Origin of the sequence: Pseudoalteromonas sp. P1-13-1a (genome assembly GCF_001401875.1) — a bacterium.
Taxonomy (GTDB): Bacteria; Pseudomonadota; Gammaproteobacteria; order Enterobacterales; family Alteromonadaceae; genus Pseudoalteromonas.
The window spans coordinates 52,987-72,114 of record NZ_LKDV01000012.1 but is presented as its reverse complement, the minus strand read 5'-3'; the positions used below and the strand labels follow the sequence as shown (position 1 = coordinate 72,114).

The window sequence follows — 19,128 nt, the reverse complement described above, 5'->3', positions numbered from 1 at the left end:
TACTTTTTTAGCTGTTTGGGTCTATTTTTGTCTAAAGCGACTTATTTTTAGTGTTTATCTAAATAACGTTAGACCTAAATAGCATCTTCATGTAGAATGCAGCCAATTTGCCAAAAATTACTAAATGCGTGTTTCCAATTATACCCAAGTGGCTAGTAAAACCAGGGGTTTCAGTGGGAATGAAAAGAGTTTTAGGCAAGAAAAATGATTGAAGGTTTAGCGTTTTATATCGGCATCATTTAAGACTGCGTAAAACAATTTAAGCTCACAAAAAAATCTGGTTTTGACGATCCCTCTGGGTATTGGCGGGGTGTTAAGCATTTGCTTACTCCCGTTTTTTACTGTTAGGAGGTTTAACTTGACTAAATCCGCTCTGTTAGTCCTAGAAGACGGCACAGTGTTTCGCGGTACTGCAATCGGCGCTGACGGCATGTCAGTCGGTGAAGTAGTATTCAATACGTCTATGACTGGTTATCAAGAAATTTTGACTGATCCATCATACGCGGAACAAATCGTAACTTTGACGTACCCACATATCGGCAATACGGGTACCAACAGCGAAGACGAAGAAGCGAATCAAATTTGGGCTAAAGGCCTAGTGATCCGTGATTTGCCACTGCTAGCAAGTAACTTTCGTAACGAGCAATCGTTAGATGATTACTTAAAACAACGTAATATTTTAGGTATTGCGGACATCGACACCAGAAAGCTTACCCGTATTTTGCGCGACAAAGGCGCACAAAACGGCTGTATTATTGCCGGTGACGAGTTAGACGAAAGCAAAGCGTTACAAGCCGCGCAAACCTTCCCAGGTTTAAAAGGTATGGATTTAGCAAAAGTTGTCTCAACCAAGGAAAATTTTGAGTGGCGCGAATCAAGCTGGACATTATGCCAAGGATTTAAAACCCTTAGCAGCGATGATGAAAAGTTTCATGTAGTAGCCTACGACTTCGGTGTTAAACGTAATATTTTACGTATGCTAGTTGATCGCGGTTGTAAATTAACCGTTGTACCAGCGCAAACCTCAGCCGCCGAGGTACTTGCTTTAAACCCAGATGGTATCTTCTTATCTAATGGCCCTGGCGATCCAGAACCCTGTACTTACGCTATTGATGCAATTAAAACCTTTTTAGAAACCGACACACCAATCTTTGGTATTTGTTTAGGGCATCAATTATTAGCACTGGCCTCAGGTGCTAAAACAGTAAAAATGAAATTTGGCCACCACGGTGGTAACCACCCAGTAAAAGACTTAGACCGCGATGTAGTAATGATCACCGCACAAAACCACGGTTTTGCTGCCGATGAAGACACACTACCAAGTAACTTACGTGCCACGCACAAATCGTTATTTGATGGAACACTACAAGGTATTCATCGTACTGATAAGCCAGCGTTTAGCTTCCAAGGTCACCCAGAAGCAAGCCCAGGCCCGCACGATGCAGCCCCATTATTTGACCACTTCATCGACCTGATGCAAGCGCGTAATAACTAATTTAACTGGAGTAATAATGCCAAAACGTACCGATTTAAAAAGCATTCTTATCTTAGGCGCAGGCCCAATTGTAATTGGTCAAGCTTGTGAATTTGATTACTCTGGTGCTCAAGCGTGTAAAGCACTTAGAGAAGAAGGCTTTAGAGTTATATTAGTTAACTCAAACCCAGCGACTATCATGACCGACCCGGAAATGGCCGATGCAACGTACATCGAACCTATTCATTGGGAAGTCGTAGAAAAAATTATTGAAAAAGAAAAGCCAGATGCAGTCTTACCAACGATGGGTGGTCAAACGGCACTAAACTGTGCACTTGATTTAGATAAGCACGGCGTACTGGCTAAACACGGCGTTGAGCTAATAGGCGCAACTGCTGATGCAATCGACAAAGCAGAGAACCGTGAACGCTTTGACGTAGCTATGAGAAATATTGGCCTTGAATGCCCGCGTGCAGAAATTGCTCACTCTATGGATGAAGCACACGACACGCTAACACGAATTGGTTTTCCGTGTATTATTCGTCCTTCTTTCACTATGGGTGGCACCGGGGGCGGTGTGGCTTACAACATGGAAGAATTTAACGAAATCTGTGAGCGCGGCTTAGATTTATCACCAACAAGTGAGTTGCTGATTGATGAATCACTGATTGGCTGGAAAGAATATGAAATGGAAGTTGTTCGTGACAAAAAAGACAACTGTATCATTGTATGTTCTATCGAAAACTTTGACCCGATGGGTGTACACACAGGTGACTCAATCACCGTGGCACCAGCACAAACCTTAACCGACAAAGAATACCAATTAATGCGTAATGCCTCTATGGCAGTACTGCGTGAAATTGGTGTAGAAACCGGTGGTTCAAACGTACAGTTTGGTGTAAACCCTGTTGACGGGCGTATGGTTATCATTGAGATGAATCCACGTGTATCTCGCTCATCTGCTCTTGCATCAAAAGCAACGGGTTTTCCTATTGCAAAAATCGCTGCTAAATTAGCGATTGGCTACACGTTAGATGAACTTCAAAACGACATTACAGGTGGCAAAACACCCGCGTCATTTGAGCCTTCAATCGACTACGTAGTAACAAAAATTCCTCGCTTTAACTTTGAAAAATTTGCCGGCGCGAACGACCGCTTAACAACGCAAATGAAATCAGTGGGCGAAGTAATGGCGATTGGTCGTAACCAGCAAGAATCGTTACACAAAGCATTACGCGGTCTTGAAGTTGGCGCAACGGGCTTTAACCCAATAGTGGCACTTGATGATCCGAAAGCCCGCGAAAAAATCATCCGTGAACTACGCGAGCCAGGCGCTGAGCGTATTTGGTACATTGCCGATGCAATGCGCCACGGTATGAGCGTAGAAGAAGTTTTTGAACTAACCAAAGTTGACCCTTGGTACTTAGTACAAATAGAAGACATTTTAAAAGACGAAGCAAAGATTGCTGAAGGTGGCATGGCCGGCTTAAATGCAGAGTTTTTACGTAAACTTAAACGTAAAGGTTTCGCCGACCCACGTATAGCTGAAATTGCGGGTGTATCTGAAGCCGAAATTCGTAAAAAGCGTCATCAATTAAACATTGTACCTGTGTACAAGCGTGTTGATACGTGTGCTGCCGAATTTAGCTCAGATACCGCTTACATGTACTCATCGTACGATGAAGAGTGTGAAGCTAACCCGTCAGATAAAGACAAAATCATGGTAATTGGTGGCGGTCCTAACCGTATCGGCCAAGGTATTGAGTTTGACTATTGTTGTGTACACGCGGCCCTTGCGCTACGTGAAGACGGCTATGAAACCATCATGGTTAACTGTAACCCTGAAACGGTTTCTACCGATTACGATACCTCTGACCGTTTATTCTTTGAGCCAATTACACTTGAAGACGTGTTAGAGATTGTACGTGTTGAAAAACCAAAAGGTGTGATTGTTCAGTACGGTGGCCAAACACCACTTAAACTAGCACGTGAACTGGAAGCCAATGGTGTGCCAGTAATTGGTACTTCACCCGATGCGATTGACCGCGCAGAAGACCGTGAGCGTTTCCAACAGTTAGTAGAGCGTCTTGATTTACTTCAGCCAGAAAACGCAACGGTTACATCAACGGAAGAAGCATTACTTAAATCAGTTGAAATTGGCTTCCCATTGGTTGTACGTCCATCGTACGTACTGGGTGGCCGTGCAATGGAAATTGTATACGATGAGCAAGACTTACGTCGATACATGACCGAAGCAGTACAAGCGTCAAATGAAGCGCCAGTACTACTTGATCACTTTTTAGATAACGCGATTGAAGTGGACGTGGATGCAATTTGTGACGGCGAGCAAGTCATTATCGGCGGTATAATGGAGCACATTGAGCAAGCGGGTGTTCACTCTGGTGACTCAGCATGTTCATTACCTGCACACTCTTTATCACAAGAAGTGCAGGATGTTATGCGCAAACAAGTAACCGATATGGCACTTGAGCTTGGCGTAGTGGGCTTAATGAATACACAATTTGCTGTAAAAGATGGCAAAGTGTACTTAATTGAAGTGAATCCACGTGCGGCGCGTACTGTACCGTTTGTATCAAAAGCGACCGGTATTGCACTTGCAAAAGTAGCAGCGCGTTGTATGGCGGGTCAGTCGTTAGCCAGCCAAGGTATTACAAAAGAGGTGATTCCACCTTACTACAGCGTTAAAGAAGTGGTTTTACCATTTGCTAAGTTCCAAGGTGTGGATCCTATCCGCGGCCCAGAGATGCGCTCTACAGGTGAAGTAATGGGTGTTGGCGATACTTTCGCCGAAGCGTTCGCAAAAGCACAATTAGGTGCAAGCAACACTTTACCACGCGGTGGTCGCGCGTTACTATCTGTACGTAACAGCGATAAGTCTCGTGTTGTAGAACTTGCTAAAACCATGATAGACCTAGGTTTTGAAATTGATGCAACAGGTGGCACAGCAGAGGCTTTAAAAGAGGCTGGTATTGAAGTACGCCGTGTAAACAAAGTATATGAAGGCCGCCCGCATATTCTTGATAACATCAAGAATAAAGAGTACAGCTATATCGTAAATACCACCGAAGGTCGCCAAGCGATCGAAGATTCGAAGGTGTTGCGTCGTGGTGCATTGCAAAACAAAACCAACTACACGACAACCTTGAACGCGGCATTTGCTAACTGTACTGCTAACCAAGCGGACGACCGTAGTAAAGTGACGTCAGTTCAAGAGCTACACCAGCGATTGAACTAAGGAAATGTACCAAGGCCATTAGGCCTTGGTGTTAAGTGAGAAAAGTATGCAATCAATTCCGATGACAGTTCGTGGCGCAGAGTTACTGCGCGAAGAGCTTAACGAATTAAAAACAGTTACCCGTCCTAAAATCGTAAATGACATTGCGGTGGCGCGTGAACATGGTGACTTAAAAGAAAACGCTGAATATCACGCTGCGCGTGAGCAACAGGGTTTTTGTGAAGGCCGTATTCAAGAAATTGAAGCTAAGCTTTCAAATGTGCAAATTATTGACGTAACTAAAATGCCTAATACCGGTAAAGTTATTTTTGGTACGACTGTCACTATCGTAAATGTAGAGACAGATGCTGAAGTAACCTACCGTATTGTGGGTGATGACGAAGCGGATATTAAAAATAATTTAATCTCTGTGAATTCACCAATTGCGCGCGGATTAATTGGTAAACAAACAGATGATGCTGTTACCATTAAAACGCCTAAAGGCGACGTTGAGTACGAAATCATTGACGTTGAGTACATTTAATACTTAGTTTTAACAAAAACCACACCTTAGCAATAGGGTGTGGTTTTTTTATATTTGAATTTCAGGTTAAGCAGTTCGCTTATATCAATCGTGTTACGTTATCTTAAATCAGTAGCTTATAAAGTCGCACATTTCAGGCTTTATTCTCTTAAAGTGATCACAATTCTCGCCTCGCGATAAACATTATTGCGGGAATACCTCTAACGTGACATAGAGGCTGTCATGTTTTACATCTACATTGGTTGGTTGCTCTATATCAAGTGCGGTTTCGGCGGTTAAAAAGTAAAACCCAGCTTGTTGTGGGGTAAAGGTAAACTCACCGCTTTCGTTTACTTTAATGATTTGTTCATTACGGGTGTTTCTGTGGCGAGTACCTGCTTTTATAACTTTTAACTGCGTATTTTTTGGCACCGTTTTACCGTTATACACCAGTTTAAAGTGAGCAGGCTCTTGAGCAAATAAATCATTGGGATGTGTTTTACCTGTTAACTCTAAACCTTTTCCAATAGGCTGAAAAGTGCTAAAAGAAGGCTCGTTCATGGTAATAAAAGTCTCGACGCGCGCCGCGGTTGTTCTTCGTACTATATTAGTGGCGCCTTCAGGGATAACCGGTTTGGGACCAAATACTCGCCCAGGCGCGCCATTAGCCTTTTTAAATGTGGTCATGGCCACTTCTTTTTGCACTAAGCTCACGCGATAAGTGCCTGATTGGCTAAAAGGCACATCAGCCACAGACAAGCGCTGAAATGCTTGCCATTGTATTGAGCTGTCGTTTTCACCATTAGGTAACAATACATTTGACTCCAATAAAGAGAACAAAGGCTTTAAATCACCCGCATCAATACCTTTATTATTATTGCCCAGCGGGCGGTCTGGGTGAAAAATATCGTTAGAAATACTCGAAATAATGGTTGCATATTGAACATCATCGCCTGAAAACACAGTATGAGAAGGCACCATGAAGCGCTCGTGGGCAATACTTATGTTACTCAATGTTAGTGCCAATAAGCTACAGCTTGCAACAAGCCCTTTGATCGAATGTGAAATTATTTTTTTCATTGTTTTACTCTATTGTGATGGTGATAGCGCCAAGTTCGGTTTGACCTTGCAGTTGATAATGCTGTGGTTGATTGTTATCCCAGCGTATTTTTTGTTTTAAATACTCTCGGCTGCCTTCTTCACGTACCGCTTCAAAATTAAGTGTGTATTCGCCTTGCGGCAACATCTCAGTGTCACTTAATTGGCCTTGCCAGCTGACTTGATAGCTATTTGGTTTTCTTGTAGCGCCTGACACGCCATCGTAATTTGCGCTTGCTTTGCGGCCAATTTTTCGCCACCACTGGCGTAAGTCTTTAAACCACTCTTGTTGCTCGTGCCAAAAAACTAAAGTATGTATACCTTCGCGATCGGGCGTTTCCAGCCAAATAGCCACATAAGGACGGTGGTAGGGTTCGGTATTAATTTTTGGTAAGGTAAAGTCGATGCTTAAATTGATCGGCTCTGCTTTTTTAGCGTAACTCACTGGGGCTAAAAACAAGCTTACCAATAGTGACATGGAGAATATTCTAATAGCTTTAAAGCGCATCATAGTCCTCATTAAATAATATAAACCAGTTAACAACTTAACTGGTTTATAAGGTTATGCTTAATACTTAATCATTTTGCGGGGCTAAGCGTATTGCTATTTGCGTTAAAAAATTCTCATTTATAACAACTAAATAGCGAATTTTTCCTTGCTATCAACACATTTATCCATCCTCAAAATAGATCACTTAATTATGCGGATTGGTATTAAAACTGATAGGCAAACGTTGCTTTGATATTTCTGCCTGGTTCATAATCGAGTAGATAGAGTTCGCCAAAGCGAGGGTGGAATGAAGTTCCTGTTCTTGATGATTGCGAGGCGTAATATTCATCAAACAGGTTATCCACACCAAACACGATATTTATTTGTGGTTGGCTTTGTGGTTGCCAATTTAGAGAGATATTATGTACCGTAAATCCGTCTTTCTCGTTATTAAGTGTCGCGCCGTCAAGGTCTACGCCGGCATCAACATCATCTACATTCATTAACTCCCAGTGTAGAGTTAAATCGACAGCAGAGAATACATAATCGGCACTGACTGTTAAGGTATCACCTTGTTGGCGGTCTAGTCTTGCACCGTTTAAGGCATCGTATTGATCAAAAGCATCAAGTTCACTCTCGGCTGATGAGTAAGTTATTTGACTATTGAAACCGTTTAATTTGTAGCCTAGATATGCTTCAAAGCCATCAATTTCCATGTCGCCAATATTATCTTTGAGTGAGCCACTGGCATAATCATAAATATAATCGTTGATTGACGTTTTAAATAATGTTGCCCCTAAAGAGAGCTGATCATCATCTTTAATACGTGTTTGATACGCGAATGAGAACTCGCTATTGGTACCGGTTTCGGCTTTAATATCAGGGTTAGCTTCGTCATATAAGCCTGCACCAATAAATACCTCAGCAATTTCTGGTGCCTTAAAAATTTGTGTAGAACTTAATTTAAAGATCAATTGCTCTGTAGGCGAGTATTCGGCAGCTAAGGCAAATGATGTTTCGTTAAATGTATTATCCACTAAGGTTGAGTCAATGTCGTAATGCTCATAACGGGCGCCTGGAATGATGGCAAAACTTGGACTAATTGCTATTTTATCTTGAATAAATAATGCTGTTGTTGTTGCTTCTTCTGCAGATACCGCATCATCGATTGTTGTGTAATCAGCATAATAGTGTGTTTCATGCTTAACTATATCTAGGCCGTAAGTAATATCATGCTCAACGCTGTTAGAAATTAACGTGTTGGCTAAAATATTAACCCCTGTGTTTTTGGCTTCACCGGTGATTATACCGGCTGAACTTGCAAAGCTTTCGTTTTCGGCCCAGCCTAACTCATCACGCCATAATTCACTGGTATTGGAAAATACTGAGGCTTTAAGCATTGAATAATCTGACCAATGAAGTGTGTAGTTTAGCGTTAATGTGTCGCGTGTAAACTCTGTAGGCCACAACAGCGGAATCGCCAAAGAGTTAGTTATAGCTAAATCGGTGGCTAAGCCCATATCAGGTCGGTAGCTGTAATCACCTTCATCTTTATAGCTTTCATAACTGAAAGCGAGGCGTTGATTGTTGTTTATATCCCAGCCTAGCTTAATTAACGCATCGGTAGTTGTCCCTTCTAAGCCTTTTACTTCACCATCAGTGCCCTCAATTTCAGCACCACTGGCATCTTTGATCTGATTGCCACCAACATCATAGTTTTTGCGATCTACATAATTATAGTAAGCTAAAAAATCAACGTTATCGGCCAGTAAACCATAACCTGTTAATGAGTAGTTGGTGCCCGAGTTATCACCGGCGCTCACATGGATACGTCCACCAATTTGTTCATTTGCATTAAGCAGCTCTTGAGCCTGTTTAGTTTCAAATTTGACCGCACCCCCTAAGCCGCCATTGACGACCGAGTTAGTACCAATTTCAATATCTACTGATTTTAAAATGTCGGCATGAATTTGTAAGTTACCCATATGGTGATACATATACGTATTTTGTGCTGCGCCATCGATGCTTATTTTTAAATCTTTATCATCCATACTCCGAATGGTGATTCGTTGATTTAGAGAGTGAGCTCCGCCTACATCTACCCCAGGAATGGTTCGTAATAGGTCAGAAATATGATCCGCTTGCTTATTACTAATATCACCTTCATTAAGGTACAGTGATGAAGTATTAACGGCTGTACTCCACACAGAAACACGTTCTATTTCATTATCAGCAGTATTGTTTTGCGCTTCATTTGCGTTTGCAGATATAACTGTTGCACCTAGCGCAGAGGCAACAGCGCCAGAAATAATGCGTTTAGAAATACTAAAAGGGGCCATGCTTATCCTTAATTATTTTTAAATAGTAGAATTATTGCAAATAAGAATTGTTCGCACTATTTTACATATGTGGTAGTATTTTATGCGGAAAATAATTAAGTAAAATCGCCAATTAATTTTGATTAATCGCCATTAATAACGTGAAAGTGAAAGAGCTATGAAATTAGCATTAAACTTAAACAAAGATAACCTTCATTCGGCACTTGTTTTGCAGGGCTACGATAATCATGTTTTACAACATAATGCGGATCACAAGCCATTATTTGTAGGTGATTTAACATTTGAAAGTGTAGCGCAGGGTATCACTATGCACTGTTGTGATGGCGAAGAAAAACAAGCGGCCAGCAGTACGGTTGCCATTGATGCCGGTATAAGTATTAATATTTTATACAGGGGAACGTTGTGCTTTAGTTTAGGTAAAAGTACTTACCAGCTTAGGGCAGACCCACACAGGCCGTTATTGTTTATTAATACAATTTCAGGCAAAGAGATGTTTACCCGCCATTTAAATAAAAATCAAAAAGTAAAAAAAATTAATGTATCAATTAACAAACAATGGCTTTATTCACGATGTAAAACCGGCGACGATAGAATAAAAATAGACAGAATTTTTGCTCACCCAAGTCGTGTTTTTACATTTGACTGCGCTGATGAATTAACAGACATTGCAAATCAGTTGTTTACATTAAAGTCTAGCCTTATGTTTGAAGATCAACTCAAGGCAGAGCAACTATCAATCCAACTAATATATAAGAGTTTAATTTTACTCTTCACTGAGCCTAGCCAAGCAAAGTCAGCACCAATAATCAATCTTCACAGACAATCTTTGAAAGCACATCACAAATGTAAAATAGACAAAGCATTTGAGGATTTAGCTTTATCGCATGGTTGTTTAAGCCAAATTGCAGATTATTTGGGGGTTAGTGTCAGCACGTTACAACGGCAAGTTAAAAACAAGTACCAAGTCACGGCAATAGAGTACTTAAGAAATAAACGCTTGGATAAAGCGAAAAGCTGGCTTGTTTTGGATGGTAAATCGATAGGTGAAGTCTCTTTCTTACTGGGTTACAGCCATGTTTCTTCATTCACTACCGCATTTAAAAAGCGTTTCGGTGTCACGCCTAATAATTTTAGAAAAACCCATATTTAAGCAAGTAAAATCACTTAAACAACCCGTAGACTACACCAAATTTACTTCTTGCATTCATATTGTATAAAGAGTAAACGTGTTGATATGGGTACACATCTACAATACGTGTAGAAGGGGAAACTTTTCACGCACTGGAATTACTTTATCAAAAGGAACACTCATGGCTAATATACTTTATCCAGCGCCTTTAAAAGTAGGCTCTAAAATTGCTATTTGCTCGCTTTCGTCGGGCTTAAAAGAAAAATACCATGCACGACTAGATAGAGTGATAGACGGTTTGAAGAACCGTGGTTACGAGGTAGTAGAAGGGGAGTTTTTACGCCAAAATAAACCCCGCGATGAATTAGATGCAAAAGCCCATGCCAAGCAATTGATGGGCTTTTTGCTAGACGATGACGTTGCCGCCATTATGCCACCAATGGGTGGAGAGCTTGCAATGGAAATTTTACCACTACTTGATTTTAATGCCATTAAAGAAGCTAAGCCTAAATGGCTGGTGGGTTTTTCTGATGTGAGTACAATTGCCTGTGCACTTACAGCTAAGTGCCAATGGGCGACACTTCATAGTGCCAACTTAATGCAGCTTCATCCCGATGAAACAAATCCCTTTAGCTTACAAATTTTTGAAACCATTACCTACGAATCGGGCAGTAAATTTGAGCAAGGACCCTCTGCATATTATCAAAAAAATAAACCCAATTACGCACAAAACCCCGATGAGCTGTTAGCACCAAGCGAGCCTACTCAGTGGCAGTGCTTAAATTACACCGATGAGCGCACAATAGAGATGTCTGGGCGCTTATTTGGCGGCTGCCTTGATACGGTAGGGTTATTATTAGATTCACCTTTTTTAGCATTGCACGACTTTAAAAAACACAGTGCGAACGAAGGCCTTATTTTATACCTTGAAAACTCAGAGCTTACCCCTACCACCGTGGCACGCTTTTTACTGTCGCTCAAACTTGCCGGTGTATTTGATGATATTAACGGCCTTATTTTAGGGCGCAGTGAAATAACACAAAGTCATCACGATGCCTTTGATTACCGCCATGCGCTAGATGTGGCATTGGGTGGGTGCTTGTTTCCGGTAATAATAGATGCTGATATTGGCCATGTGCAGCCAAATTTAAACTTAGTTAATGGCGCAAAATGCTCACTCACGGCCGATATAAATCAAGGTAAAGTGCTCAATGCCTCACTGAACACTGAGCTTATTTAACGTTTATTTTTGAATAACATGGTCATACACGCGTATAATGCGCAGGCCGTGAACAGATAAGTTCACGGTACATTCTCAGGGCGGGGTGAAATTCCCCACCGGCGGTATGTTTTACTCATGACTTTATGAATAAAATGAGCCCGCGAGCGCTTTATTTAATAATCGTTTTTAATGTATTAAATAAAGGTCAAGCAGATCTGGTGAGAGGCCAGAGCCGACGGTTATAGTCCGGATGAAAGAGAATATAGCTTGTAGCGTATGCAAACACGTGGCCTGTGGCTGCGTGTTTAATACCAATTTGCAAAAATACTTAATCATTTTGAGGGGCTAAAAGTGTCGTTATCAACACGTTTTCCCGCCTCAAAATTGATCACTGAATTAAGCGGATTGGTATAAGCTGTTTAGTGGTAAAAGTGCGCAATTTAGTTTGTGTGTTTTGCCATGTCTTTCAGTGTCCTGAATCTATTTATTTTTATGTGGAATATAATAATGATTCAGTCTTTACTTAGCCAATTTGGCGAAAGCCACACCCGCGTAGAAAACGCCATTGCTGCTTTGCAGCAAGGCCAAGGGGTACTTGTTGTTGATGATGAGGACCGCGAAAACGAAGGTGATTTTGTTTTTTCTGCCGAGCATTTAACGACCCAACAAATGGCCGAAATGATCCGCGAAGGCAGCGGTATTGTGTGCCTGTGTATGGGTGATGAGCGCATTAAGCAGCTCGATCTACCGCAAATGGTAACTAACAACACCAGCCAAAATAACACAGCCTACACAGTAACCATTGAAGCTAAACACGGTGTTACAACCGGCGTATCGGCAGCCGACAGAGTCGCAACTATTAAAGCCGCCACAGCCGATAACGCAAAACCGAGTGATTTATCGCGCCCAGGGCATGTATTTGGCTTAAAAGCACAAACAGGTGGGGTTTTAGTTCGCCGTGGTCACACCGAGGCGTCTGTAGATTTAATGCAGCTGGCTGGTTTAAAACCGTTTGGGGTTATTTGTGAACTCACAAATCCAGATGGCACCATGGCACGCTTACCACAGATAAGCGAGTATGCTAATAAACACAGCATGACCGTGGTATCGATTGAAGACCTAGTACAGTACATACAAATGCAAGAACTCAAGGTCAGTTAAGGTTTATTAAGCATGACCTAAGTAAAACCCAGCTTTATTGCTGGGTTTTTGTTTTTCAATAAGTGATTTATTGCTCGTTTTTATTTGAAAATGTTTCTCGGCTAAGCGGCTTTTTCAAAAATTCTCAGCCTGTAAACTTTGCCTAAATAGTCAGTGCAGCCGCACACAGTTTATTATTTAGGTGAAACTATGAAAATTAACACGCTTTTATTAGCAGCTGCTTTAACAAGCTCTGGCGTATGGGCAGCGCAAAGTAAACTTGCACAGCAAATAACGCCTGCACCCCAAATGGGCATAATGGATAGTTATAGCCAGCACATTACCAACGCCCCTTTTTTACTTAATCTCGACAGCCAGCCCAAAGAGCAAATGGGCCCATATTTAACACGCCAATATTTTCATGGTACGCAATCTACGTTTGTAAAATGGGTGGCCAAAAAAGGGGGCAAAGTGACGCTTCATAAACACCCGAATGAACAAGTAACGTGGATTATGTCAAGCGAGGCTAAAGTGTTTTCTGGCGGTAAACAATACCTTATGAAAGCGGGTGACATGATGGTGATACCGGCCAATGTACCGCACGAATTTCACTTTACCCAAGATACGGTGGATATTGATTTTTTTGCCCCAGCTCGACAAGACTGGATAGACGGCACAGCTAATTACATTAAGCAAAAATAGGGCAAATTATGTTCTTAAATAAATCTAAATTAGGGCTAAGCGCTATAGCCTTACTAATAAGTGCCTCGGCTATTGCAAACGACACGGTACCCGCTGAGGTTTACGCACAAACCGACGGTGCTGTAGGCGGTATTACGTATACACAAAACAAGCGCTTTATTTTTAGTTATCATCCCTTTTATAACCCAAAAGTAAAAGTGGGAGAGCTCTTAAAAAGTGGTGATGTGGTGCCATTTCCTAATGCCCAAATGCAAACTCCTTATAAAAGTGATGGCAGCTTAAAAAATCCCGCTAACTATTTAAATTGGGTATTAGGGGTAAGGGCTGATGACAGAGGTAACGTTTGGATACTCGACTCAGGCCAGGCGCAGCCGCGTATTACGCCAAAGCTGGTAGCATGGGATGCGATAAACAATAAGGTTAACAAAATTATTTATTTACCTAGCCCTATATCGGTTGCTCAATCTCAACTTAATGATTTAGCTATATCGAGTAAATACAATACATTAGTGATTGCCGATGAAGGTATTGCAGATGGCGGAAATGGCAAGCAAGCGGCCCTTATTATCGTTAATACTAAAACAGGCAAGAGCTGGCGAGTATTGCAAGGTCACGAAAGCACTTTGCCCGATTACACCATGCCAATAATGATTGATGAAGGGACTGATAACCAAAAGCAACTTAATGCCTTTATTGGTGCCGATGGCATTGTGCTTGATAACGCGCAGCAATGGCTTTACTTTGCTCCGCTTAATAAAAAGTATGTTTACCGTATTAAAATGGCCGACATTGCTAACGAGCAATTAACCGATAAACAACTAGGTGAACGAGTAGAGCAATACGCACAAAAACCAGTAAACGGTGGTTTAAGTATTGATGCTGATGATAATTTATATTTAACCATAGTGGGTGAGCGTACGGTGGGCGTTATTGATGCCAAAACACGTACGTACCGTGATTATGCGTACGATAAAAACATGATTTGGCCAGATGGCGTAAGCATTGGACCAGAGGGTTACATGTACACCGGCGCTGCGCAATTGCCGCTTTCGGCACAACTTAATAACGGTCATGCTGAAAACAAAGCACCTTATTACATATTTAGATTTAAACCTTTAGCTGAAGGCGTAATAGGGCGCTAACTATAATGTGTAAATTGAGTACATTTTTAAACACGCCTTTATGGCGTGTTTTTTATGATATTTGCTTTTAAGCGCGTGATTATCAATTTTTACAAGATAAAGTTTCAACCTAAATGCGGTTTTTCTGTGCTGAGTATTTGGGTATCTTACGGGCATAGGTATTTAACCGCTTTCGGCTTTAATTAATTATGAAACTATACAGTTACTCTCATTGTCCTTTTTGTGCGCGTGTTAAATATGTAGCAGGTAAATTAGGTATTAAGCTTGATGATGTTGTACTTGATTACGACGACACTGAAACACCAACAAAACTAATTGGTAAAAAAATGGTACCTATTCTTGAAAAAGATGACGGCACTATTATGAGTGAAAGTAACGAAATTATTAGCCTGTTTATTGAACTTGCTGGTTCTAGCGAATCAAACACGCCAACGCAAGGGGCTATTGAGTGGCAAGGTGGCTCGTTTGCGCCTTTATTGCAAATTGGTTTGCCACGTTGGCCATTACTGGATTTAAAAGAGTTTAAAACAGAATCTAGCCGTATAGCGTGGGAAGATAACAAGCAATCGACAGAGCTTAACTTTGTAAACCTAATAACAACAACTCCTGAGATCGTTTTACAAGTAAATGAATTTTTAATTGGCACCGAAAAACAGCTCAATATTAATGAGGGTAAAACGTCATTAAGTTTGCTCGATAGCGCAATTTATTTTTCTATATTACGTGGTTTATATTGCGAGCCAACCATTACCTGGCCAGAGCAACTAAACCAATGGATGAGCTATCAGGCATTAGAATCTCATGTGCCATTGTTAAGATAGCGAATACTGAAAAAGTTTTAACAGCCAGTACGACTCCCTTCGTATTGCCTTCTTTTGGCCGGTGACCTCGTCACTGGCTTTTTTTATTTAGCTCTGAAAATCAACCCTTTTAATCCTGCACTTAGCAGAGTGCGTGAGCATGGCTGGATAGTATATTAACAACACTAAAAAATTAGTTACCTATTTACACTACATATGATTAGTGGAATTATTAAGCAGGCTTATTCAACGCTATGAATACGCAAAATTATACCAGGAGCTATTATGTGGGATGAAAGGTATAACACTCAGCAATACGCTTATGGCAAAGAGCCAAACGATTTTTTAGCCCAGCAATATAAGCAATTACCTAAAGGTAATATAGTGAGCTTAGCCGAAGGTGAGGGGCGAAATGCGGTATTTTTGGCAAAAATGGGTTATCGCGTTACCGCTGTTGATGGCTCTAAAGTAGGGCTTGAAAAAGCGGCAAAACTTGCCAAAGAGCACAACGTAACCATTGAGCTAGTACACGCCGATTTAGCTAAGTTTGATTTTGGAAAAGAAAAATGGGATGCGGTAGTGTCTATTTATTGCCCTTTACCGAGCGCGGTACGCTCAGCAGTATATAAGCGCGCTGTTAAAGGTTTAAAGCCTGGTGGGGTGTTTTTACTTGAGGCCTATACGCCTGAGCAAGTAAATTATAATACCGGAGGCGGCCCAAGTGTCGATACTAAAACCTCAAAAAGCGATTTACAAGATGACTTAATCGAGCTTAGCTTTTTGCATTTAGAAGAATTAAAGCGAGAAGTGCTGGAGGGTACATATCACACGGGTTTAGCATCGGTAGTGCAGGCTATTGCTAAAAAATAACGTGTGTATAAAAGCTTAGCACTCTTTAGCGCTAAGCTTTTTTAATGGGTTTTATAAAACCTGAATAACTTGCTCTTTTGCTAAGCGAGATTTAGGTAACTTAGCGTTATAATCTTCAGTATCATCATGGTAGCCAAGTACTAACGCTACATCACAAATATAGCCATCCAGCTCGTGTTCAAACACTTCACCAATAAGCTGTGCATCTACACCTTCCATAGGCGTTGAATCAATACCTAAGCGTGCTGCGGCGTGCATTGTGTTGCCCAGGGCAATGTAAGTTTGCGCTTTGGTCCACATCGCATTGTTGCCTTGCTCATCGGTATTCATATCAACAAAGGCAAACGCACCAAATGCTTGTTCGCGGTTTTCACTTTGGGTACGGCCATTTTTAATATCTGCATCAATGACTTGTGCGTAATCATCACGTTTATATTTAGGGTTGTAAGCAAATAAAATAACGTGCGATGCAGTTTTAATATGCGGCTGATTAAATTGAAATTTATTTTCAAACGTAGAGTGCATACGCTCTTTAGCTTCGTCTGATTCAATAACAATAAATTTCCACGGCTGCGAGTTAATAGATGAAGGAGAAAGACGCATAGCTTCGTAAATTACATCTAAGTCATCTTGAGGAATACGCTGGGTTGTATAGCGTTTAGTTGTATAACGTTTTTCTAAATCATTAATAATTGGATGGGTCATGGTTATCTCCGTTAAGTGGCAATTTTAGCCAAGTAGTGTCTATATTGAGCCTTTTTTAAAAAAACAAAGCACAAACTACTATTTAAATGGATTGTGATTAAGCCAATTACGCGTTACGTCATCGAGGGGCTGTAAGTTCTTGCATACTTTATAGTCGAGCTCGGCAATGATCTCATTGGAAAAGCGTAATTTATCAAGAGTGTTTATCTGTGCTTGATTAAACAGCACTTGTTTATCTTCTCGTAGGAGTAAAACAGCTCTATCAACAACGCCTAGTAAGCCTTTTGGTTCTATAAGCGCTCGTATTGTGTGCTTGTAATGCAAAAATTGTGGCTTCCATAATGGCACTACGCACCAAGTTTGGGTGGCTACTGCGTTTTCAAACGCGCTAAAACAATCATGCTCTGTGCCGGTTATAAACTCATATCCTGCGCTCGTCAGCCCATATTCTTTCATCATATTAATAGAAAAACGGGTAATACCAGCACCGGCATTAATGCCCTGAATTGTTTTTTCCATTTTTATAAGCACATTTGGTTTAAGCAAATCACTAACTTCATTCACTGCACTTTGCGGTACGTAATCTGGTACGCCCCAATGCGCATAAGGCTCATAATGCAAGCCAAGTTCAATGAGTGGTGTAGCTTGCTCAACATCGGACTTATAAATACCGTGGCTTGAAGGAAGCCACGCTGAGGCGAGTAAATCTACTTCACCCGATTTGAGGTTTTTAAAGTTATTTTCATGCGGCGCATAAATACGCTCAACATTAAAGCCCATATCAGCTAAAACATGGCTCACTAAAGAAGCCGTAACATGGTGAAACGATAAATCGGTTACGCCCAATTTTAAAATTGGTTTACGCATAGGGTCAGCCTTATTTCAATACCAGTAATTAAGTTGAACTAGAGCAAATATGTTTAAAAATTATCGTTGATAAAACCTTTTAACGGGCCAGTACAAAAACTGGCTCCTAGGCACTTTTTTACTGATTAAAACGAAAGCGTGTTAATACGTAGGGTGGTTTTGCATTACCAAAGCCTTGGCTAAATGCAGGGTGTTGATGGAGCTGATCTTGTGTTACATAAACCCAACCATTGCTTAGCGCTAGGCTATCTGGCCATGATAATCGTTTATCTTGAACAATTATTTCGTAGTGGCCTTTAGTGGTTAAGCCAATGGCATTGTTTTCAAGGTCGGTTACTAAAATACCGCCACCTGGCGCGTAGGTCATGCCATCGCTTGGGTTTTTAGGGCCAAACAGTTCAATGCTTTTTGCTTTTTTAGCATCTGAATACGTGCTATTAGCGAGCGTTTTTGCCGGAATACGGTAGACGCGTGTGCCTGTAAATGCGCCAAAGTAGACCCACTCATTTTTATCATCAATGGTAATTGGGTTTAAACCAAAGCGAAGGTTTGTCGTTTCACCTTCTGCTGATTTAGAGGCAACGGGAGAGGCTTCGATGACAATATCGCGCTCCTCTGGCATTAGCTTAGCATTGCCTTCAAGTACGCGAGTGGATTCACCCGTTTTTAAATCAACCACTATAAAAGCAGGTTTGGTTGCACCCATAAAGTTACCGAATGACATATCGGCAATGTAAATTTTGTCGTTACGCTCATCAATGACAAAGTCTTGTAAAAATGAGTTAGCAAGCACGGCGTCTTTATTTAATTCAATGGTATTAACTAAGGTATTGGCAACGCTGTCCCAGGCTATAAGTTTTGGGGCTATTCGCTCGCTGCCCATATCTAAAATCCACACCACACCTTTACTATCGCTATGTACACCAATTACAGCTGCAAGGCCTACTTTGCCAAGCTCAGCGCCGTCTGCCCAATCGACGGTAGGGAAAGGTTGTTGAGCACCATTTGCCATAATTTCAATTACTCGCGTTTTTGGTGCGTCAAGCGGATGCATGCTTACAATCATTCGCCCTGCAGGTGTTATAGCTATACCTGCACCGCGATATTTATTAAACGTGGTCACCGTTTCAAGGGCGCCAACCTCTGCTGCATAGGCGCCTGAAGCAGCAGTTACTGCCAGTGAAAGTGATGCTATTGCTAGGGTGGTTTTTAATCGTTTCATACATTGATACCCGTTATGCTAAAAAATAGAATAAAGCGATTTAAATAGCCTAAATGGCTTCGCTTGCGTTGAGGTGAATAATAGGTGAGTGTTTTTAATCAATAAACAGGGTAATAATTGAATCTTTATCAAAAAATATTGTTTAATAGCTGGCTGAGCTTTTTATGAAT

Annotated in this window: 16 protein-coding genes and 1 riboswitch; of the genes, 10 read left to right on the top strand and 6 right to left on the bottom strand. The window is 41.2% G+C overall.

The features are described 5' to 3' along the window. The first annotated feature begins 358 nt into the window (after nt 1–358). From carA to greA, 3 genes are read left to right on the top strand one after another with little or no spacing between them, the layout of a single operon-like run. Nucleotides 359–1,495 carry a glutamine-hydrolyzing carbamoyl-phosphate synthase small subunit gene (carA, locus tag AN391_RS09635; protein WP_055015215.1) on the top strand — a complete coding sequence of 379 codons (1,137 nt, stop codon included), beginning with the start codon at nt 359–361 and terminating at the stop codon, nt 1,493–1,495. A 16-nt stretch (nt 1,496–1,511) separates the two neighbouring features. Further along, on the top strand, nt 1,512–4,730 hold the full coding sequence (carB, locus tag AN391_RS09630) for a carbamoyl-phosphate synthase large subunit (protein WP_055015214.1): 3,219 nt from the start codon (nt 1,512–1,514) through the stop codon (nt 4,728–4,730). A 46-nt stretch (nt 4,731–4,776) separates the two neighbouring features. Continuing rightward, nucleotides 4,777–5,253 (top strand): transcription elongation factor GreA, encoded by a 477-nt coding sequence (gene greA / locus AN391_RS09625; protein WP_055015248.1) that lies wholly within the window; start codon nt 4,777–4,779, stop codon nt 5,251–5,253. A 183-nt stretch (nt 5,254–5,436) separates the two neighbouring features. On the opposite strand, the gene AN391_RS09620 is transcribed toward greA, so the two are convergent. The 3 genes from AN391_RS09620 to AN391_RS09610 all read right to left on the bottom strand — a co-directional run bounded on the left by AN391_RS09620 (nt 5,437) and on the right by AN391_RS09610 (nt 9,159). Then, nucleotides 5,437–6,312, bottom strand: coding sequence for a DUF4198 domain-containing protein (locus tag AN391_RS09620; RefSeq protein ID WP_055015213.1), 876 nt, complete (start codon nt 6,310–6,312; stop codon nt 5,437–5,439). A 4-nt stretch (nt 6,313–6,316) separates the two neighbouring features. Then, nucleotides 6,317–6,808, bottom strand: coding sequence for a DUF2271 domain-containing protein (locus AN391_RS09615; RefSeq protein ID WP_055015212.1), 492 nt, complete (start codon nt 6,806–6,808; stop codon nt 6,317–6,319). Nucleotides 6,809–7,044: 236 nt separating this feature from the next. After that, nucleotides 7,045–9,159: a TonB-dependent receptor domain-containing protein gene (locus tag AN391_RS09610; protein ID WP_055015211.1), complete on the bottom strand. Its 2,115-nt coding sequence runs from the start codon at nt 9,157–9,159 to the stop codon at nt 7,045–7,047. 157 nt (nt 9,160–9,316) lie between these two features. Here AN391_RS09610 and AN391_RS09605 point away from each other — a divergent pair, with 157 nt between their 5' ends. The 7 genes from AN391_RS09605 (at nt 9,317) to AN391_RS09575 (ending at nt 16,164) form a co-directional block, all read left to right on the top strand. Further along, the gene (locus AN391_RS09605) at nt 9,317–10,309 is read left to right on the top strand and encodes an AraC family transcriptional regulator (protein WP_055015210.1); all 993 of its coding nucleotides are present in this window, start codon (nt 9,317–9,319) and stop codon (nt 10,307–10,309) included. A gap of 160 nt (nt 10,310–10,469) precedes the next feature. Beyond that, nucleotides 10,470–11,528, top strand: coding sequence for a S66 peptidase family protein (locus tag AN391_RS09600; protein ID WP_055015209.1), 1,059 nt, complete (start codon nt 10,470–10,472; stop codon nt 11,526–11,528). Nucleotides 11,529–11,595: 67 nt separating this feature from the next. Next, nucleotides 11,596–11,776: riboswitch (FMN riboswitch) on the top strand. Between the two features lie 241 nt (nt 11,777–12,017). After that, nucleotides 12,018–12,671, top strand: coding sequence for a 3,4-dihydroxy-2-butanone-4-phosphate synthase (ribB, locus tag AN391_RS09595; RefSeq protein ID WP_055015208.1), 654 nt, complete (start codon nt 12,018–12,020; stop codon nt 12,669–12,671). 189 nt (nt 12,672–12,860) lie between these two features. Further along, nucleotides 12,861–13,352, top strand: coding sequence for a cupin domain-containing protein (locus tag AN391_RS09590; RefSeq protein ID WP_055015207.1), 492 nt, complete (start codon nt 12,861–12,863; stop codon nt 13,350–13,352). Nucleotides 13,353–13,360: 8 nt separating this feature from the next. Then, nucleotides 13,361–14,494 (top strand): L-dopachrome tautomerase-related protein, encoded by a 1,134-nt coding sequence (locus AN391_RS09585; protein WP_055015206.1) that lies wholly within the window; start codon nt 13,361–13,363, stop codon nt 14,492–14,494. 188 nt (nt 14,495–14,682) lie between these two features. After that, a complete protein-coding gene (gene grxB, locus AN391_RS09580; RefSeq protein ID WP_055015205.1) occupies nt 14,683–15,315 on the top strand; it encodes a glutaredoxin 2 in 633 nt (210 codons plus the stop codon). A gap of 264 nt (nt 15,316–15,579) precedes the next feature. Next, nucleotides 15,580–16,164 carry a class I SAM-dependent methyltransferase gene (locus tag AN391_RS09575; RefSeq protein WP_055015204.1) on the top strand — a complete coding sequence of 195 codons (585 nt, stop codon included), beginning with the start codon at nt 15,580–15,582 and terminating at the stop codon, nt 16,162–16,164. Nucleotides 16,165–16,215: 51 nt separating this feature from the next. On the opposite strand, the gene AN391_RS09570 is transcribed toward AN391_RS09575, so the two are convergent. From AN391_RS09570 to AN391_RS09560, 3 genes are all read right to left on the bottom strand, one after another. Next, nucleotides 16,216–16,869, bottom strand: a complete 654-nt coding sequence (locus tag AN391_RS09570) for a nitroreductase family protein (protein ID WP_055015203.1) — start codon at nt 16,867–16,869, stop codon at nt 16,216–16,218. A gap of 78 nt (nt 16,870–16,947) precedes the next feature. Beyond that, nucleotides 16,948–17,736, bottom strand: a complete 789-nt coding sequence (locus AN391_RS09565) for a glycine betaine ABC transporter substrate-binding protein (RefSeq protein WP_055015202.1) — start codon at nt 17,734–17,736, stop codon at nt 16,948–16,950. Nucleotides 17,737–17,854: 118 nt separating this feature from the next. Beyond that, nucleotides 17,855–18,958: an L-dopachrome tautomerase-related protein gene (locus tag AN391_RS09560; RefSeq protein ID WP_055015201.1), complete on the bottom strand. Its 1,104-nt coding sequence runs from the start codon at nt 18,956–18,958 to the stop codon at nt 17,855–17,857. Nucleotides 18,959–19,128 lie beyond the last annotated feature (170 nt).

What these genes read in the sequence shown, in the direction of transcription:
- AN391_RS09560 (WP_055015201.1), bottom strand. Translation starts at nt 18,958, where the DNA reads ATGAAACGATTAAAAACCACCCTAGCAATAGCATCACTTTCACTGGCA.
- greA (WP_055015248.1), top strand. Translation starts at nt 4,777, where the DNA reads ATGCAATCAATTCCGATGACAGTTCGTGGCGCAGAGTTACTGCGCGAA.
- AN391_RS09570 (WP_055015203.1), bottom strand. Translation starts at nt 16,869, where the DNA reads ATGACCCATCCAATTATTAATGATTTAGAAAAACGTTATACAACTAAA.
- AN391_RS09565 (WP_055015202.1), bottom strand. Translation starts at nt 17,736, where the DNA reads ATGCGTAAACCAATTTTAAAATTGGGCGTAACCGATTTATCGTTTCAC.
- carB (WP_055015214.1), top strand. Translation starts at nt 1,512, where the DNA reads ATGCCAAAACGTACCGATTTAAAAAGCATTCTTATCTTAGGCGCAGGC.
- AN391_RS09600 (WP_055015209.1), top strand. Translation starts at nt 10,470, where the DNA reads ATGGCTAATATACTTTATCCAGCGCCTTTAAAAGTAGGCTCTAAAATT.
- AN391_RS09620 (WP_055015213.1), bottom strand. Translation starts at nt 6,312, where the DNA reads ATGAAAAAAATAATTTCACATTCGATCAAAGGGCTTGTTGCAAGCTGT.
- ribB (WP_055015208.1), top strand. Translation starts at nt 12,018, where the DNA reads ATGATTCAGTCTTTACTTAGCCAATTTGGCGAAAGCCACACCCGCGTA.
- grxB (WP_055015205.1), top strand. Translation starts at nt 14,683, where the DNA reads ATGAAACTATACAGTTACTCTCATTGTCCTTTTTGTGCGCGTGTTAAA.
- AN391_RS09615 (WP_055015212.1), bottom strand. Translation starts at nt 6,808, where the DNA reads ATGTCACTATTGGTAAGCTTGTTTTTAGCCCCAGTGAGTTACGCTAAA.
- AN391_RS09575 (WP_055015204.1), top strand. Translation starts at nt 15,580, where the DNA reads ATGTGGGATGAAAGGTATAACACTCAGCAATACGCTTATGGCAAAGAG.
- AN391_RS09590 (WP_055015207.1), top strand. Translation starts at nt 12,861, where the DNA reads ATGAAAATTAACACGCTTTTATTAGCAGCTGCTTTAACAAGCTCTGGC.
- AN391_RS09605 (WP_055015210.1), top strand. Translation starts at nt 9,317, where the DNA reads ATGAAATTAGCATTAAACTTAAACAAAGATAACCTTCATTCGGCACTT.
- AN391_RS09585 (WP_055015206.1), top strand. Translation starts at nt 13,361, where the DNA reads ATGTTCTTAAATAAATCTAAATTAGGGCTAAGCGCTATAGCCTTACTA.
- AN391_RS09610 (WP_055015211.1), bottom strand. Translation starts at nt 9,159, where the DNA reads ATGGCCCCTTTTAGTATTTCTAAACGCATTATTTCTGGCGCTGTTGCC.